Origin of the sequence: Litoreibacter janthinus, from assembly GCF_900111945.1 — a bacterium.
Taxonomy (GTDB): domain Bacteria; phylum Pseudomonadota; class Alphaproteobacteria; order Rhodobacterales; family Rhodobacteraceae; genus Litoreibacter; species Litoreibacter janthinus.
Genome location: NZ_FOYO01000001.1, coordinates 3,131,977 through 3,148,827 on the forward strand (window position 1 = coordinate 3,131,977; position 16,851 = coordinate 3,148,827).

The following is a 16,851-nucleotide window of genomic DNA, read 5'->3' on the forward strand; positions in this document are numbered from 1 at the left end:
CCCCCTCCGATCAAGTGCCTGCCCCCAAGGGGGCGGGCGCTACTGCGACTTGCTGCATCCGCCCCCAATTGTGGTGCTTAGCTCAAGCGGCGTTGGCTCCGGCCCATACAGGTAGCCGGTTACCTGCGGGCCCATCCAATCTAGCGTCGTCGAGAACATCAGTGGTGCATCATCCGCCACATCATCGCGCGCGCGGCCCCTGTCCTCGACATATGTTCCCATCTTACTGAAACCAAGCTGCTGCATGTAATGCGCGCCGAGGATGGAGCCCTCTGTTTGTACGCCGCATCCATGACGGTACGACACCAGCGCCTCGAACACGTAGAACTCGGGCAACCAGTAGCCCGTGCCACCGGTCCGCAAGTAGATGCGCGGTTGCTCGTCTCGGCCAGTCTCCTGCCAATGCGCCGCGACGTCTTGCGCATCCGCCTTCAGCATATCCATAAAAAGACCATAGGTTTGGGGGGTTATAAACTCATATTCCGCATAAGCGCGGTCCAGCAGCGGAAGCCGCGCCAATGGGGCGGGGTTTACGCCGCAAAACGTGACGATGCCTATCATCGCGGCCTGTCCGCCAACCAGCCCTGAAGTCAACATTGGGCGCTCTTTTCTAAGTGACAAAGACAGCACCAACCCCGCCGCCATCAGATACGGCATGAACAGGCGGTAGCCGAACATCATGTGCTGCCCCGAAGACCGGCTGGCGTAAAGCAGTAGCAGCACAGCGCTAATCGCCGCCCCACGCAAGATTGCTTTCGACAGTGGTGTTCGCTTTTCCACATCCCCAGAGCGCACGAAAAAGACGAGCACCAAAAGGCCGGACAGGACAACAAAATTCAAAAGCGCCGACAGGCTATCAATAGGTGGCCGACCACCGACCGCCAATTTCACGTAATAAGACGTCGGAAAAATGTCGCCATAATAGGCCCAAGAAAACACCAACCAGCTTACCGCCAACGCCAAGCTAAACGCAGCCCCTGCCCAAATGACTGGTCGCCGGTATTGCGTTATCAAAACCGCCAAAAGGACGGGAACGCTGACCAAAACACTGTCAAAACGCGTCAGAAACATCAGCCCTGCAAGCAACCCCAAAATGGCGAAGTCGCGGCCGCTGACCACTCCCGCACGGTTCACCACGATCAGTTTGGACACCAGTAGCGTCGTAAAACAGGCCAGCAGCGGGGTCTCCAACCCGCCGACGGTCCACAGCGCCAAGAATGGCGACAGTAATCCCACCACAGTGAACACGACCAAAGCCTGCCCCTGAATGCCCGTCTGGCGAAGCGCGACAAACCAGCCCGCGAGCACCACGAATGGCGCGATAAGGCGGTAACTGGTCACCGGATCAAGCCCGAGCAGCGCCAACCCCGTCTCCAGCAACCCGTGTAACGGGGACGTCAGCGCCGTTACATATTCCCCCAAATTGTAGACAAGCCCGTGGCCCGCCGCCGCGTTCTTTGCGTATCGCCCGACGATATAGGCGTCATCCGCTGTAAACCCCCAAAACAGGGCGCAAAGGGCCAAGAAGGTCAGCGCGCTGCCAATGATGAAGGCGCTGTTCATGTCGGATATGCGGGGCCGCGCGGGCAAGTTGGAAGCGGTCATAGGGTATGTGTTTTCAATGTCATTCTGGCACCAATATGCTGAAAATCTGCCTGCAACGGGAACGCGTGGCATGTGCTGCAATCTCTGTAGCAACCATGCCAATCGAAATCCACACGCGTAAACTCTGCTCCCTTGCCATAGGGGCATCTGCACATCACACTGCCCAAACATCCCAAACGAGCCGCCCATGACCCGAGACGAATTCAACGCCTTTTGCGCCACCCTGACTGCCACAAATCATGTGGTGCAATGGGGCAATGCGGATGTGTGGAAGGTCGGCCCCAAAGTCTTCGCGCTGTGTGGTTGGGCCGACGGAGTGGATGCGTTCACCTTCAAAGTATCTGATATCGCTTGGGAAATACTGCCTGATATGCCAGGCCTACGCCCAGCTCCCTATCTGGCGTCACGCGGGATGAAGTGGATACAGCACTACGAGCCGCCCGGTCTGTCCGACGCCGAGCTCAAGGCGCATATACGGGCCTCATACGACATGGTCGCGGCGAAACTGACCAAGAAACTTCGCGCAGAGCTCGGCCTCTAACCCGCCGCCGCATAGACCGCATCAATAGTGGCCTGCGTGCCCTTGGCGTTCTCCAACGACCACGGATAATCCGCCCCGTTTTGCACGGCGGCGCAAAACGCCTCCACCTGATTGACATAGTGGTTGGCCGCCGGGAACCGCTCGACCCGCGTGACGCCATCCGCCAGTTGCAGCTCGATCCGGCCCATATCGTAGACATTCGGGTTGAACGGTGCGGGCAGCTTTATCATCCCCTCCTCCCCATGAAACGCAACCTCTTGGAAGGCATGCATGCGCGTGGAGACATACCCTTGATACCCCGCCCCCGCGATGCTGGCCTGAATGCGGGACATGGTGTCTACACCGTTTTCCCATTCGATCTGGGCAGCGACGTTCTCGAACTCTGCACCCGTTGCGAACCGCGCGCAGCCAAGCGCATAAACGCCAATATCGGGCAATGCGCCGCCGCCCATGTCGGGCTTGTTGCGAATGTTGCTAAGGTCACGGTTGTCGAAAGAGAACGCGCACGACACTTGCCGCAATCGGCCCACTGCGCCCTCTGCCAGAAGCGCCTTCGTCCGCTGCCATTGCGGGTGATGGACGATCATATAGGCCTCTGTGGCCATCAGGCCGGTGCGGTCGCGCGCTGCGATCAGCGCGTCGATCTCATCTGCCTTCATCGCGACCGGTTTCTCGATCAGCACATGTTTTCCCGCCTCTAGCGCCTTGAGGCCCCATTCGACATGCAAGCTGTTTGGCAAGGGAATATAGACCGCATCGATGGTGTCATCTGCCAACAGTGCGTCGTAGCTGTCGTGGTGGCGAAGCGCGCCGAACTTGTCTGAAAACGCCGCGAACTTTTCGGCGGACGACGTGGCCAGCGCTGCCAGATGCGCCCCGCGGGCAGCATGAATGGCAGGGCCCATATGCTCATAGGCGAATTTGGCGGCACCTAGAATGCCCCAGTTGAGCGGTTTGGTCATGGTAATCTCCCTTGGCTGGTTGCACGGAGACTAGGGGCTTAGTCGCCTCGCGCCAAGCGCCCGTCGACGGCCGCGCGTATCATGTCCCTTGCACGCGCATAGTCGGCGGCATATTCGCGGTCGCTTTCCTCTGCGGCGCTGGCGCTGAGGCGGTCTTGAAGCTCTAGCTCCGACTGCCGAGCGTCCTCGGTCACCACGTCCAGAATGCTGCGCCCTTGCAGGTTTGTCGCGGTGGGATCAGCGCCCGCACCTAACAGGACCTGCACCAACGAAACATTGCCGCCCGCAATCATGAGCGGGGGATAACCCGGCTGAAACTCCACCGACAGGTTTCGAGGCGGCGGTGCATTAGGGTCAGCGCCGTGGTTCAGCAGGCCCGAAGCTTGAACCGTGTGGGAATTGATGAGCGCGAGGTGTAGAGGCGTCAGCCCACGTCGGTCCGGCTGAACGGCAAGCTCTGGCGGAAGCATGTCCAAAAGCGCGTCCATGTCTTGAGGTTGGGAGTAATAGGTGAATGGCGACGTCGCCGCGTGCACCAGAGTATATCCGGATGCGGCCTCGAAGCTGGGGTCCGCACCGTGCTCCAGAAGAAGCCTGACCATTGCGGGCATGAACTCCGGATGCCCCGTCGCCCAAATCAGCGGAACGGCCCCATACCGGCCTTGCGGCGCATTCAAATCCAGATCGGGATGGCGGGCCAAAAGCGCCTTCGTCGACGCGACGCTGCCGTCCATCAACAAGTCGCGCAGTTCGCCATATGGCGCAGGAAGCCTGTCTGGCTGAACGCTCTGCGTGGCCCCTGACTGCATGTTTTGAATTTGCTGGTTGATCAGTTCCTCAAAACGGGCATCATCGCCGACCTGAAGGGCCAGCTTCATTTCGGTGTAGTACGTGGTGAGCGCTTCCATCTGGGCATCGCTCATGACCCCCGGGCGCGTCAGCGGCTGACGGCCTTCGCTCACATACGCACCGGCTACGCTCAACGAGAACGCAGTGAACAACACCACAGGAGCTATGCGCGAGAACATCATCCGCGCACCCGCTGTTCTGACTGGCTTGCCTTCATTGCACCCCTTCCACCGCAGCCAAAGAAAAAGGGCCGCGCATTGCACGGCCCCGTTCTAAGGTTTCAGTTTGGCGAAAATTAGGCGCTCTCAAGCAATCCTTTTTCGGCGGCCAAGGCGCGCATGCGCTCTTGCAGCTTCTCGAAGGCGCGAACCTCAATCTGACGGATACGCTCACGCGATACATCATATTGACCTGACAACTCCTCAAGGGTGATCGCCTTATCTTGCAGGCGACGTTGCACCAGTATGTCCTTTTCGCGGTCGTTCAGGACTTCCATCGCCTCCGCCAGCAATTCGCGGCGGGTGTCCAGTTCGTCCTTGGCTTCGTAGTCGCCTGCTTGGTCGGCATCCTCGTCTTCCAGCCAGTCCTGCCACTGTGTAGCACCCTCGCCGTCTGCCGAAATAACCGCGTTCAGCGACGCATCACCACCCGACATGCGCCGGTTCATCGAGATCACTTCATCCTCTGTCACATTCAGATCATGCGCGATCCGTGCAACGTTCTCGGGGCGCAAGTCGCCCTCTTCCAAGGCACCGATGCGGTTTTTGGCCTTGCGCAAGTTGAAGAACAGCTTCTTTTGAGCCGAGGTTGTCCCCAGTTTGACCATGGACCACGAACGCAGGACGTATTCCTGAATAGATGCGCGAATCCACCACATCGCATAGGTTGCGAGGCGGAAGCCCTTCTCGGGGTCAAACTTTTTGACCGCTTGCATCAGGCCGACATTGGCCTCGGAAATGACTTCAGCGGTCGGCAGGCCGTAGCCGCGATAGCCCATGGCAATCTTTGCCGCGAGACGCAGGTGCGATGTGACCATCTTGTGGGCCGCTTCAGTGTCCTCGTGGTCCACCCAGCGCTTGGCCAGCATGTATTCTTCCTCAGGCTCCAGCATCGGGAACTTGCGGATTTCTTGCATATATCGGTTCAGGCCTTGCTCCGGACTTGGAGCTGGCAGTCCTGTGTAATTCGCCATTGTATCGTGCCCCCCATAAAAGGTGTGCTTGGTCGGATCGTAAATATAAGAGCAGGTTTCGCCCCGCTCAAGTTTTTGGTGCGCACATAGACTGTGCGGGTTTCTCAATAATTAATGTAGGAACTCGACTTTGGTTCCAAAAGGGTTATGTTACGAGTATTCACATAATTGTCAGAAGTTCAGCCCAATTCATCTAAAAGTGCTTGAAAATCAGGCGGCAAAGGTGCCTCAAACCGCAACATTTCGTGTGAAACGGGATGCTGGAAGCCAAGTGTAGCTGCGTGAAGCGCCTGACGCGGGAAGTCTCGGATGGCATCTTGAGCCGCCTCGGGCAAGGCATTCTTGGCAAGTTTACGCCGCCCGCCATAGACGGGATCACCCACAAGAGAGTGACCGACATGGGCCAAATGCACCCTGATTTGGTGCGTCCGCCCTGTCTCCAGCCAGCATTCCAACAGCGAAACGACCGGCGGATTGCCAAACCGTTCCAGTACCCTTGCGCGGGTGACTGCATGGCGACCAATGTTTTTCACCACGGCCTGTCGTTGGCGATCCGTTTTATGGCGGGCTAAATTGGCAATAATGCGAAGGATATTCCCTTGCTCGAAGGCGACGCCGGGCAATCCGTTAATGCGAGGATCAGACGCCTCAGGTACACCGTAGACCAGCGCGTTATAGCGCCGCTCGACCGTGTGTTTTTCAAACTGCTTGGCGAGTCCCTGATGCGCGACATCGGTTTTGGCGACGACCAACAGGCCGGAGGTTTCTTTGTCGATACGGTGAACGATACCAGGGCGCTTTTCCCCGCCAATGCCTGACAGGCTGTCCGCGCAATGGTGCAACAAAGCATTTACCAACGTGCCGTGGGGCGAGCCGGGAGCAGGATGAACAACCATGCCAGCGGGCTTGTTGACCACGATCAGCGCGTCATCCTCGAAAATCACATCCAACGGAATATTTTCGGCAACCGTGTCGTAATCAACGGCCTCGCCGATCGTGACCATCCATACCTGCCCAAGCTGCGACTTTGTCTTGGGATCGGTCACAATCGCCCCATCCAGCGAAACGGCACCAGTTTCGATCAATTTGACCAATCGCGAGCGGCTGAGCTGCGCATCCACTGGTGCAAACAATGCCAATGCCTTATCAAGGCGCGCGGGCGGGGCGTCAGTGATCTCGACCGCGATAGTTTGAGGCGACATGAACAGTGATCCCGAATTTCCAGCGGAAGAACCCGCCAATCTGAAGTTTCTGCGACGGCTGGTGACAACCCTGACCGCGACGATGATTGTGGGCCTTGTAGTGATGATTGCACTGGTTGTCATCCGCTTGAACGGCTCGCCGCCAACCATGGCTTTACCTGACTATATTACCCTCCCCGATGGCACCCGCGCGGCGTCCTTCACGCAGGCGCCAAACTGGTATGCCGTGGTGACAGACGATGATCGCATCCTCATTTTCAATCGCGACAGCGGCGAGCTGACACAGCAAATTAAAGTTAAATCGCGCCCTTAGCCAACTCCCACCCAATCCAACACCCTGAAAACAAAGCGGATTAATCCATTGCTCGACTCATGATCGAGGTGCATGCTGAAGAAGCATTTTAGCATTGAATTGAACATTCGGGTTTTATCATGGAAGACATCTGGCTGCTTAACGGCGCCAGCGATGCCACCGCACACTCTGACCACCCGACCAATCCGGCCGGAACGGTTGACCTGATTGCGGAACTGACACCGCTTGACGCACAGACGGACACGACAGAACGCAAAGCTGTGCCGGACCCGCTTTTCGCGTCGTTGTTTGGGCCCATCGGAGATGCGGTACCGGCAACCTTCGCCATACTCGACGCCGCCAAACTCCCAGACCTGCCGGAACTTCTGTTAGGCTCAGGGCTGGAGCATCAATGTCTATTCTCCGGCGATGCGCTAGAAGAGCTTGGTCATGTGGCCCCTTGGATTATCCGGCTGGAGGCCGAGAACAGTTTCACCCGCAACCTGTTCACCCAAACTGAGCCGCCTGCCCCCTGGACGCATTGGGACAAGGATGCAGGCATATACCTGCGCTCAATGGCGTCACTTGAGCTTCTTTGTGCCCATTTTCGAAAATTCACCAAGGTGCGCATGGAGGGCGTTCCAAAGGGCGATCGTGCCGAGTGGCAGTTTTTCCGCTTCTACGACCCCGAGCAGGCGGTATTATACTTCGATGCAATTCGCGCCTGGCCTGACCGCATGGCTCAATTCTACCGATTGGCAGAAGGCACGCTGGTTGACCGGATCATATCAATCTCTTCCGTTGCCGCCACAGCGCATGTCTTTGCGCCCGATCCGGCCACGCTACCTGAAGACCGCCCACCTGCATTCGTTTTCCAGCCCCGCGACGCACAGATCTTCGCCTCCGCCCGCCGCCCCCGCTTCCGAAAGGAACTGGCCGATTGGCTGCTCCGCATGGACCCGCAACGCTACAAACCCTTTTCTGAAGAGCAGCTATATGCGGTCGTGGATCACGGCCTGCGCGAAGGCGACATTCTGCATTTCACCTTTAAGGACGAGTATGTCTACCTGCTCTATATGATGAGCCTCATGGGAGGGTGGGTCCACAAATCCGGCCGCATGCCGGAGGTCGAGCGCATTTTGAAGGGAGATGGCAAAGCGCGACGCGTTCATCTGGAAAAGGCGTTCCCACCCGCCTACGCAGCCCTCAACGGGGAAGGCAGCGCACCGTTTGAAGGTTGGGCCCAGCTCTACCAACGCACGGCCACCTATTTGCGTGGCAAAGGCGGTTGGGCCGAGTTCAGCCCCGCGCACGCCCGCGCGCTTATCGAGCCGGGGCTGGGACACCTCACTCAAGATGACAAGGACCGCCTTGCCGCAGTGCTGACCTGGGTCGAGCAGGACTGCAAGAAGACTCATGGCGTCACCTCTGCGCATAGTCAGGGTATCGCAGTCCTGCTGTCCTATATGCTGGGGCATTGCTTTTTCGAGGACCCGTTCTACCCGTTTGCAATCGAATTGGTCGCCTCTCATGCAACCCTTGACGACGCCATGCTTCCGATCGGGGACTACGCCATGAAGCGCGGGCGCAAGGTTCTATCAGACGCTAAAGCGGGGGCGAGCTAATGTGTGGATGTACAGGCATTGGTCAGACCACGCCATCGGGCGCCGGTCCTGCTGTTCCGGGCTCCCCACCGAGCGGCACCTCAGGCGGGGCGGCGCTATGCTGTGCTTGCCCGGCAGACAGACGGATTTCCACGAACGGCAATACAAATTACGTCCCGACGACATTCAGGTCTTCCAGTTATTCGCGGCTGAACAAGGCGCATATCGCGATCGTGCGCACAGCGACGGCTGGCTCTGTCACGATCACCAAAACCTTCTCTCTCAGCGCCGCCAATGGGGCGAACACCACCACCCACATCGCCACCGCGACGACAGCCATCACCGACGCGATGGCCGCATGGGAAGCTGCTGCGGCGTCATACAAGGTGCGCATAGAGCAACCGGGCTGCAGCCCTCAGGATTTGACTATCAAATATGTAGCGTCAATCACCACAAGCAACGCGGACGTCTCGGTAAGCGTCGACAACACCCCGGCCCCGACCCCGTCCTCCAATGTGGCACATGGCACGCGCATGACGCTGTATCTCAACGGAACTGGGAATGTGAGCTGGACGATGATCCATGAGGTCGGCCACACCTTCGGGCTGTCCGATGAATACACTTACAACCGCCCCGCCGCGACGCCCGCCCCCAGCCTGAACTACAAAGGCGCTTCTGATCCAAACCAGACGGTCACGCTGTCAACGTCCCGAATTCCGCCGCGCCCGGCCACGTCATTTGCCTTTGACAATGCCACCGTGATGGGGATCAACGGAAACACGACCTACCCGAAATACCTGTTTCACTGGATTTCAATCGAGGTCGACGCGCTATTGAGATCGGAGGGGATAATTGCGGTTGTCAAAGTTGTTTAATCTGCGCCGATGCGGGGTCGCACTGACCGCGCTCTTCATATCCACCGCGAATACAGGATTTGCTGAAATGTTCGAGACCTGCACCATGACCCAAGAACAGCTCGCCTCAGTGGATGCAGGGCCGCTTCGCCTGACCGTGACCGGCGCGCCGACGCTATGCGTGGATCCGTCGGCCCAGTTCAACCCATGGCCGCACGCGGCCAGATTACACGTGACCAATACCAGCAACCGTCCAGTGGAACTCACTCACCATGACGGCTCGGTCGTGGATCGGGCCTTCGACGTCACCAATGTAACCGAATTCAATGCGAAGGGAAAATCCGCCAAGTCGGAACCCGAGGATACGACGGGCCCAGTCGATGCAGACGCGATAAAAGAAACGTCGGTAAAGCTGGCCCCTGGCGCGACCTACGACTTGCCAAATTCACAGCTTTATATTTTGCCGCCAATGCAAGCTGCGGTGCAGGGACACGCGCTGACATCCATTGTTCTTACGGATGAGGATCGTTGGTCGCGACGCTTTGTTCTGGAGTTCACGGCTTGGCTGAAACTTGACGGCAAAGACATCACAGCCAAGCTGAATGTACCGCTCACAGTGGTAGTCAAACCGCCAGAGCCGTAGAGCCAGACAAAAAAGGGGGGGTGGTACCACCTCCTGGTCTCGAACCAGGGACCTCTTGATCCACAATCAAGCGCTCTAACCTACTGAGCTAAGGCGGCACGTATCGGGTGATTTACCTACGACGCTTCGTGATTGCAAGACCGTTAGCGCGACATTTTCGGCCTAAAGTGGCAGTTCGAACTCTTGCTCGACCGTGTCCTGACCAAAGGCGTGTGACTCACGCTGTTCTGTCAGAATAAATCCGCGCTTTAGGTAAAGGCGGCAGGCCGCGACGTGGCTGGCATGGGTCCAAAGCACCAACTTGGATGCGCCAACCGCCTTCGCGTGGTCGATCACCGCCTCCAGCATCTGCGACGCAACGCCAGAACCACGGGCAAAAGGCTCCAGAAAGAACATCCGTAAACGGGCGGTAGCAGGGTCATCCATTACGCAAAAAACCGACCCCAGCCGCACGCCCACAATCTCGGCAATGAACGCCCGTTCATTTGTCGGGTCACGCGAGTCGATAAAATCCGCAAGTATCCGCATGACCAAAGCCTCGAAAGTGGCATCGTAGCCTTCGTCCTTGGCATAAAGCTCGCCGTGGCGCGCCGCGATCCATCCCGCATCACCGATCTGCAAATCCCGCATCGTCACTAGTGCCGCGCCGGTGATCAGCGCCGACCGCGCGGCCTTGGCTTTAATGTCATCTTGCATACTGCCCCCTTGCCTCAGCGTGGCAACAGGGATACCTCAAGCTCCAGCCAAGGCAAAGAGGATCCCATGGGTATCAACAGCGAAAGCGAAATTGCGGGTAACTTGCAAATCGGCCCCACCACCGACGGCATGGTCCGCATCTATGTCGAGGCAGATGGCATCGAGCTGCCTTTCGACTTTGACCCAGACGAGGCCGAAGAAATTGCGGAAGAAATCCGCGCGGCCGCGGCTGGCGCCCGCGCAATGGGTCAAAAAGGCAAGAAGCGCTAGTTCAGGCAGACGCCGTTGCGATAGCTGCCAACCTGCCGCACTATTTGTGAAGGCGCAGATTCGATCCGCCGACCTGAAAGCTCCGACCGCAGCACACGGCTCACCAAATCCGACAACGCTGTGACGCGGTAGCACGAAACTGTCGGCTCCATATGGCCGTAACCAACGCCACTGTCATCTGTCAGAAACATGTAGCGTCCGCCCGTCTGCACAGCCGCCTGACGCATCAGATACTCTGCCTCCGGACCAACACCACTGGCCCCCAGCCCGAAGATTTGCACGCCCTTATCCGCCGCCGCGCGGGCCGCTTGTAAGTAGCCTTTGGCACGGTTGTTGTGCTCCGGCGCATCTGCGACATGGATCATCAAGCGTTCCCCCTTGCCACTGCGCCACTGCATCGCGGCAGCTGACGCCAAGGCGCGCGCTGCCGCCTCTGGGTAGTCGCCACCACCGCCCGTAGACTGTTTGCGCAGCCAGCCCTGCATATCCGACTGGCTCTTGGTGAACCCGTAATTCTTTACCACATAGGCGTCCCCATCGTCACGGTAGACAACCAGCCCGTAGCGGATGTCGACACCGGGCGCCGCCCGTTTGGCCTGACGCACCAAACCCTTCAGCTCCTTGGTCAACCATGCCAATTCGTCTGCCATCGACCCCGTGGTGTCGACCACAAAGACCAAATCCAGAAAGTCCGGCGCCCATGCCCCGTTAAACGGGAGCCGCACTTGCGCACGTTGGCCAGTCTTCAAGCGTTGCACCATCGGTGCGCCCTGCGCGTCGGGGATCGCGCGCAACTCCACCTCCCGCAGCTGCCCTGCCCCAAGGCTCGCCGGAAAGACCGAGATCATGCCGTCCACGCCGGAATACCCCTCATAGAACGGCTCCGCTGCGCCGGGCTTGCGCAATGTCACGCGAACTCCAGGGGCCGGTTTGCCATCCGCGCCACGCAACTGCGCCAAAACGGGGGTCGAAAGGTTCGTCATCGGCAGCTTCAGATCTTGTCGTGCTTTGGCTTGGTAGCGGGTAAACGCAGCAAGGTTCAGCGCATCGTCGATGTCGCCTGCCGTGATCACTCCGCGACGCACTCGACCGGGGTTCCGCGCGGGCGGTTCCGGCATTGGTGCGGGTGCGATAACGGGGCTGGCTTTCGCGCTTGCCGCCGCCTCAACGGAGACCATGGGCTCCTCCAGAACGCCTTCAGAATAGGTACTTGGGGCGTCACAGGCGGCCAGGAACGCAGCGGACAAAAAGGCCAAGCGGCGGGCTAAAAGTGTTCTGGTCATAAAGGGTCTCCAAATAATGTGTATTTTGCACATATCGCCAATTCGCTTGCCCCCGTCAAGAAAAATGTGCATATTGCGCATATGTTGGATTTGCTTGATGCCCTCCTCGCCCCCTTTGCACGCCTAATGGTGGCGCTTGGCGTGCCCTTCGCCGATCTGGCGGAGCGGCTTAAAGCACATTACGTCGAGGCCGCGCGTAAGGCCTGCGACGGCAAACCCACCGACAGCCGCCTATCTGTGATGACAGGTTTGCAACGTCGCGACATTGCGCGCCTGCGAGACTTTCATCCGAACGAGCCGCGTCTGACGCACCTGTCCCGCCTCGTCTCCTTGTGGCAAACCGAGGATGAGTACGCAGGCAAGCCCCTCACCAAAAGCGGCCCTACCCCGTCTTTCGAAGCACTTGCATGGGAGGTCCGCCGCGACGTCCATCCTCGAACCATGCTCGACACGTTGCTGGCCGCCGGCACAGTCGCTGTGGAGGGGGAGACGGTCACCTTGCTAGAGTCTTCCTATCAGCCACTCGCCGGATCCGAGGACCAGATGGCCTACCTTGCTCGCAACATGGGCGACCACCTGAGTGCTGCGACAACCAACATCACCTCTGACACCCCGCCGTTTTTCGAGCGCGCGGTGCATTACGCGGCCCTCGCGCCCGACCAGGTTCAAGCTTTGGAGCTGAGTTTTCGTGAAGGCCAAGCAAAGTTGCTGGAACAATTGAACAAAGATGCCGCCGCGATGAAAGCCTTGCCCTCGGAGGTCGCGCCCGTCAGGTTCCGCGCAGGCGGATACTTCTACCACGAGGACTCGACATGAAGAGGATTGTAGCGGCAGCAATGCTACTGGCCTTGGCGGGCTGCGCCGTCCCTCAGGCGGAGGTCGGCGCGGCAGAGGTCGTCCTGGCGGAACCTATGGTAATTGAGACTGCCCCAGCGCCAAAAACCAAAATCGAGAACTGCGTCCCCGGCGAAGATGACGGCATCGGCGGCACAGGGTGTTCTGTTGACTAGGCTGTGTTTTGGGTAACCCATGGGTTACCCTCGGCGTTGCGCATTCTATGCGAACTTACCTAAATCCGGATCACGCAATTGATTAAGCCGTAGCGCCGCGACACGCCCAAACTTCTGGATCACTACTTTGCGCCGTGCTGCGGCCAGCTTGTCCTCTGGGCTCATACGGATAATTTCGGCGTCATAGGAGTCTGCGATGATCAAGCCTGTTTGATCGGGCAACAGATCAGTCGGGAAGTTCTCATCCACCGCCCAGAAATAGCGGTCGCACCATTCCAGATAGCCCTCCCATTTGCAGTCAGACTGGAAATCCGCACGTGAGGATTTGCACTCGACGACCCAGAGTTCCCCCTTTGGACCAAGGCCCATCACGTCGACGCGCTTGCCACGCTCGGGGACGAATTCCTCAAGGCAGGCAAAGCCGTGTGACGTCAGATGACGCGCGACGCCACGCGCCAAAAGCTGGCCGGGTTGTAGGGGAGATGTGAGGTCGTCACGCATAGAAATAATGTGAACAAAAGGTAAACAAAAATCAAGGGCGAGAATATCATTGACATGATACCAAACGGTTTCATATAAATTACGATACCAAACGGTACCACTTCTGAGGTCACTCCATGATAACCGAACAACCCACCTTCAAAGCACTGGCAGACCCGACGCGGCGCGAAATCCTGCGCCAGCTTGCCGCTAGCGACATGACCATCGCCCAAGTCAGCAACAATTTCGACATGACCCGCGCCGCTGTCAAAAAGCACCTCACCGTGCTGAGCGATGGTGGCCTGATCACCGTTCGCACCAAAGGCCGCGAACGCATCAACGCCCTGAACCCCGAGGGCTTCGCCCCTGTCCGCGACTGGCTCACCTTCTTCGAGCAGTTCTGGGATGACCGTCTCTCCGACTTGAAATCCGCAATCGAAAAGGATCAACCAAATGACTGACGCAGTAATCCGAAAAACCATCTACCTTCGCGCCACCAAACAACAGGTGTGGGACTACCTCACCGACCCGGACAAGCTGGCGATCTGGTTTCACAAACCGAAAACGGCGCTGGTCGATGGAGAAGCATACGCGATGTATGGCACCGAAAGCGGCGATAAGCTGATGTGGGGCAATGTCAATGAAGCGCGCCCGCACGACTATTTGGAATACACATTCACAATCGCCCCGATGGGTGATGCGACCAGCACCGTCAAATGGTCGCTTGAGGATGTTGCTGGCGGGACACGTTTATCACTGGAGCATTCCGGCTTGCCACAAGGAGCCGAAGCATTTGGCCTGACGCTGGCGCTCGACAAGGGCTGGGACGAGCATCTGGGACGGATGCGCGCGGACGCCCACGCGGAGTAACCCTAGCGCGCGGCGGTGGTGTAGTTGGCCTTCATATAGGTCACACCGTCGCGCACGAGTTCCTCTAAGACGGCCATGTCGATATCGGCCAGCTTGTTGATATTGAGGCAGGATTTCCCGTGCTTGACCTTGCCCAGCCGCGACAAAGGCTCTGACAGGTCACGGTAGCCGGGCAGAATGTAGACGGACGTGTAGCTTTTGCGAGGGCTGAAGCCGGTGACCATGAAGTCGCCCTCTCGTCCGCTGTCATACTTGTAATGGTAGCGCCCGAAACCGATGATCGCTGCCCCCCACATCTGCGCGGGCCAACCCGTGATGCGGGTAAAGAATGGCAGCAAGACCTCCGCATCTGCGCGGCGCTGTGGATGTGCGACGCGTGCGATCATTGCGGCGGGGTCAGTCGGCTCCGGCTTGGTCTTGTTTTCGGAGTTGACCATAGGCTTACCCTTGCTTTGTGATCTGCGCAGGCCTATCTGCTGAAGTGACGGTTCTGCCCTCCTCGTACATGGAGACTACATTCCGGTGGCCTTAAGCAATTCCGCGGGAGCTGGCTCTGTCTAGACCCTGGTCTAGTTACCTGGTGCCCACCTGTACATACAGGTCTGCGGGAATAAGTTCTCCCACGGTTGTGGTGGTTCCGTCGCTCACCCGCGCTCACTGACCTTGATAGGGATTAGCACACCGCCCCGTGGCGGCGTCAGGTCGTCGTGATCTTCAGGCTCCGCCATTGCCATAATCGCGCGCCCCATTTGAACCGAGGCGAAGGTGATTATGAAAAACACTGTCATGATCCCCGCAGCGAGTGGACCGTCAGCGGTCTCAAGCACCAGATGCCGCAAACCAGCGACATTCGACCAAATCAGCAATGCCGAAAATGCGACCCCTGCGACCGCGCCACCAAGCGCATGGCGCAACAAAAACGTAATGAGCTTGGGCATGTTCGGATCTCCCTGAGTCGCTTTCCGTCATAAAGGTACACCCGATCAGGGCCCCAGTTCAAAGTGGAACGCTGGATTTGGTACATTTTGACGCTACATGAGCGAGACAACGCCGAAAAATGGAACCCGCCCATGACCCGCCTCCTCCTAATTCTTGCCCTGTGCGCCCCCTTGCCCGCCATAGCCCAAATCGCGGCCCGCTTCGTGGAAAGTGCGCCAAAAGATACATTCAGCTTTACCAACTCCGGCTGCGCCCTTGGGCAAACGACGCTTGTGCTGGATATGTCAGGTAGCGCAGGTGGACTGATCTTTGACACTGAGGACGGCGGCGCAGGGGTCGAGGTATTTCAGCCTTTCGAAGCCGTAAGTGGAGACGTGGCGTCTGTGACGGTCAGCGATGGGGCGGACGTGCTAAGCCTATCAGTATCAGACTGGCCTGAGGGCGCGGAGATCAGCTTCACCATCGACGTGGATGACGTGCTGCGCCATGGCGACCTGGGCCAGACGCAAGTTTCTGGCGGCGAGATCGCAGGAGCAGAGGTGCGGATCAACTCAGGTGGGGCTTCCGGCTTCGCAGTGTTCGACAATACGCGACGCGCGACAATACGCGGGTTTTGCGGGGCTTAACCCAGCATTTCGGCCAAGTGATCGAAGACCAACCGGATGCGGCTGCTGGTGATCAGCTCGCGATGACTGACCAGCCATGTCGGGAAACTGACCGGTGGCAAGTCCGGCATTACACGCACAATGTCGGGCGTCAGAGCGGCAACATGCTCGGACATCACCCCGATCCCAAGCCCCTGACGAACCATGTGCCAGCCCACCACCCCGCTATCCGAATGATATCGGATATTGTCACGGGTCAGCGGCAGGCCCATGGCGACGAAATGTGGAAGCATCTCGTCCGGCGCCCCGTAGCCGATGAAATTGGCGGCTTTCAGATCGTCCACCACCTTGGGATTGCCAACCCGCGCCAGATAGTCCGGCGTCGCGTAGAGATAGGCATCGCTGTCCGCCAGTTTGCGCGCGATCAGGTCCGGCTGTTCAGGCCGGATATGGCGCAGGGCAATGTCGGCGTCGCGGCGCAACAGGTCCGAGATGGCGTTGGAGGAGACAACCTCGACCTCGATCCCCGGTGCACGGTCCCGCAGCTGGGCGATGACCAGCGGCAACTGGTAGGCCGAGAGCACATCGCTGGCGCTGATACGCACCAGACCTTCAATGCTTTGCGACTGGCCGGACGCGGCAAGCGAGATACGGCTGGCGGCCTCGCCCATGGCGCGGACATGATCGACCAGTTGCGCGCCCGATGTGGTCAGGGTCAGCGCCCGGCCGACCCGCTCGAACAGGGTCACCCCGATGGCCTCTTCCAGCGCGGCAACCTGGCGGCCCAGCGTCGGCTGCGTTTGACCCGTTGCGCGGGCGGCGGCGGAGAGCGAGCCTTCCTCGACCGTCGCAAGGAAGGCGCGGACATGGTTCCAGTCGAAGGAGATGGCGGTCCAATTCATGCATTTATGTATAGGAGATCGCCAAAATTAGGCAATTACTATATGACTTGCG

Annotated in this window: 22 protein-coding genes and 1 tRNA gene; 11 read left to right on the forward strand and 12 right to left on the reverse strand. The window is 58.7% G+C overall.

The window, feature by feature from the left end:
* Positions 1-39: 39 nt before the first annotated feature.
* Positions 40-1,605, reverse strand: a complete 1,566-nt coding sequence (locus BM352_RS15645; RefSeq protein ID WP_139229850.1) for a glycosyltransferase family 39 protein — start codon at positions 1,603-1,605, stop codon at positions 40-42.
* Positions 1,606-1,792: 187 nt separating this feature from the next.
* Between BM352_RS15645 and BM352_RS15650 the strand changes: the two genes are divergently transcribed.
* Complete coding sequence (locus BM352_RS15650; RefSeq protein WP_090218702.1) at positions 1,793-2,146, forward strand: MmcQ/YjbR family DNA-binding protein; 354 nt, start codon at positions 1,793-1,795, stop codon at positions 2,144-2,146.
* On the opposite strand, the gene BM352_RS15655 is transcribed toward BM352_RS15650, so the two are convergent.
* The 4 genes from BM352_RS15655 to BM352_RS15670 form a co-directional block, all read right to left on the reverse strand.
* Positions 2,143-3,108, reverse strand: a complete 966-nt coding sequence (locus BM352_RS15655; protein ID WP_090218704.1) for a Gfo/Idh/MocA family protein — start codon at positions 3,106-3,108, stop codon at positions 2,143-2,145. The two genes, BM352_RS15650 and BM352_RS15655, sit on opposite strands and share 4 nt — an antisense overlap.
* Positions 3,109-3,146: 38 nt before the next feature.
* Positions 3,147-4,139 (reverse strand): ankyrin repeat domain-containing protein, encoded by a 993-nt coding sequence (locus tag BM352_RS15660; RefSeq protein WP_090218707.1) that lies wholly within the window; start codon positions 4,137-4,139, stop codon positions 3,147-3,149.
* Positions 4,140-4,252: 113 nt separating this feature from the next.
* Positions 4,253-5,149: an RNA polymerase sigma factor RpoH gene (rpoH, locus tag BM352_RS15665; RefSeq protein ID WP_090218710.1), complete on the reverse strand. Its 897-nt coding sequence runs from the start codon at positions 5,147-5,149 to the stop codon at positions 4,253-4,255.
* Between the two features lie 179 nt (positions 5,150-5,328).
* Positions 5,329-6,351 (reverse strand): RluA family pseudouridine synthase, encoded by a 1,023-nt coding sequence (locus BM352_RS15670; protein ID WP_090218713.1) that lies wholly within the window; start codon positions 6,349-6,351, stop codon positions 5,329-5,331.
* Between BM352_RS15670 and BM352_RS15675 the strand changes: the two genes are divergently transcribed.
* The 4 genes from BM352_RS15675 (at position 6,350) to BM352_RS15690 (ending at position 9,744) form a co-directional block, all read left to right on the forward strand.
* Positions 6,350-6,664 carry a DUF6476 family protein gene (locus tag BM352_RS15675; protein ID WP_090218715.1) on the forward strand — a complete coding sequence of 105 codons (315 nt, stop codon included), beginning with the start codon at positions 6,350-6,352 and terminating at the stop codon, positions 6,662-6,664. The genes BM352_RS15670 and BM352_RS15675 overlap by 2 nt on opposite strands.
* Positions 6,665-6,783: 119 nt before the next feature.
* Positions 6,784-8,268, forward strand: coding sequence for a DUF4123 domain-containing protein (locus BM352_RS15680; RefSeq protein ID WP_090218718.1), 1,485 nt, complete (start codon positions 6,784-6,786; stop codon positions 8,266-8,268).
* The gene (locus BM352_RS15685; RefSeq protein ID WP_139229851.1) at positions 8,268-9,122 is read left to right on the forward strand and encodes a hypothetical protein; all 855 of its coding nucleotides are present in this window, start codon (positions 8,268-8,270) and stop codon (positions 9,120-9,122) included. The genes BM352_RS15680 and BM352_RS15685 overlap by 1 nt, the downstream gene beginning before the upstream one ends.
* Complete coding sequence (locus tag BM352_RS15690) at positions 9,115-9,744, forward strand: hypothetical protein (protein WP_139229852.1); 630 nt, start codon at positions 9,115-9,117, stop codon at positions 9,742-9,744. Before BM352_RS15685 ends, BM352_RS15690 begins: the two co-directional genes overlap by 8 nt.
* A gap of 21 nt (positions 9,745-9,765) precedes the next feature.
* Here the strand turns inward: BM352_RS15690 and BM352_RS15695 are convergent.
* Both BM352_RS15695 and BM352_RS15700 read right to left on the reverse strand, forming a co-directional pair.
* Positions 9,766-9,842 (reverse strand) — tRNA-His (locus BM352_RS15695).
* A 64-nt stretch (positions 9,843-9,906) separates the two neighbouring features.
* A complete protein-coding gene (locus tag BM352_RS15700; protein WP_090218726.1) occupies positions 9,907-10,440 on the reverse strand; it encodes a GNAT family N-acetyltransferase in 534 nt (177 codons plus the stop codon).
* A gap of 66 nt (positions 10,441-10,506) precedes the next feature.
* Between BM352_RS15700 and BM352_RS15705 the strand changes: the two genes are divergently transcribed.
* Positions 10,507-10,710, forward strand: a complete 204-nt coding sequence (locus BM352_RS15705) for a DUF6324 family protein (protein WP_090218728.1) — start codon at positions 10,507-10,509, stop codon at positions 10,708-10,710.
* On the opposite strand, the gene BM352_RS15710 is transcribed toward BM352_RS15705, so the two are convergent.
* Entirely contained in the window at positions 10,707-11,993 is a 1,287-nt protein-coding gene (locus tag BM352_RS15710) for a vWA domain-containing protein (protein ID WP_175500708.1), read from the reverse strand. The genes BM352_RS15705 and BM352_RS15710 overlap by 4 nt on opposite strands.
* An 81-nt stretch (positions 11,994-12,074) precedes the next feature.
* Here BM352_RS15710 and BM352_RS15715 point away from each other — a divergent pair, with 81 nt between their 5' ends.
* Positions 12,075-12,809, forward strand: coding sequence for a DUF6502 family protein (locus BM352_RS15715; RefSeq protein ID WP_090218733.1), 735 nt, complete (start codon positions 12,075-12,077; stop codon positions 12,807-12,809).
* A complete protein-coding gene (locus tag BM352_RS15720; protein ID WP_090218735.1) occupies positions 12,806-13,003 on the forward strand; it encodes a hypothetical protein in 198 nt (65 codons plus the stop codon). The genes BM352_RS15715 and BM352_RS15720 overlap by 4 nt, the downstream gene beginning before the upstream one ends.
* A gap of 45 nt (positions 13,004-13,048) precedes the next feature.
* Here the strand turns inward: BM352_RS15720 and BM352_RS15725 are convergent, their stop codons facing one another.
* Positions 13,049-13,504, reverse strand: a complete 456-nt coding sequence (locus BM352_RS15725) for an MmcB family DNA repair protein (RefSeq protein ID WP_090218737.1) — start codon at positions 13,502-13,504, stop codon at positions 13,049-13,051.
* Positions 13,505-13,620: 116 nt separating this feature from the next.
* Between BM352_RS15725 and BM352_RS15730 the strand changes: the two genes are divergently transcribed.
* Together BM352_RS15730 and BM352_RS15735 are read left to right on the forward strand one after the other, a co-directional pair.
* Positions 13,621-13,944, forward strand: coding sequence for an ArsR/SmtB family transcription factor (locus tag BM352_RS15730; protein ID WP_090218739.1), 324 nt, complete (start codon positions 13,621-13,623; stop codon positions 13,942-13,944).
* Positions 13,937-14,353 (forward strand): SRPBCC family protein, encoded by a 417-nt coding sequence (locus BM352_RS15735; protein WP_090218741.1) that lies wholly within the window; start codon positions 13,937-13,939, stop codon positions 14,351-14,353. Before BM352_RS15730 ends, BM352_RS15735 begins: the two co-directional genes overlap by 8 nt.
* 2 nt (positions 14,354-14,355) lie before the next feature.
* On the opposite strand, the gene BM352_RS15740 is transcribed toward BM352_RS15735, so the two are convergent.
* A complete protein-coding gene (locus tag BM352_RS15740; RefSeq protein ID WP_090218743.1) occupies positions 14,356-14,790 on the reverse strand; it encodes a DUF1801 domain-containing protein in 435 nt (144 codons plus the stop codon).
* A 207-nt stretch (positions 14,791-14,997) separates the two neighbouring features.
* Complete coding sequence (locus BM352_RS15745) at positions 14,998-15,291, reverse strand: hypothetical protein (protein ID WP_090218746.1); 294 nt, start codon at positions 15,289-15,291, stop codon at positions 14,998-15,000.
* 132 nt (positions 15,292-15,423) lie between these two features.
* Here BM352_RS15745 and BM352_RS15750 point away from each other — a divergent pair, with 132 nt between their 5' ends.
* A complete protein-coding gene (locus BM352_RS15750; protein ID WP_090218748.1) occupies positions 15,424-15,918 on the forward strand; it encodes a hypothetical protein in 495 nt (164 codons plus the stop codon).
* Here BM352_RS15750 and BM352_RS15755 read toward each other — a convergent pair.
* Complete coding sequence (locus BM352_RS15755) at positions 15,915-16,799, reverse strand: LysR family transcriptional regulator (protein ID WP_175500709.1); 885 nt, start codon at positions 16,797-16,799, stop codon at positions 15,915-15,917. The genes BM352_RS15750 and BM352_RS15755 overlap by 4 nt on opposite strands.
* Positions 16,800-16,851 lie beyond the last annotated feature (52 nt).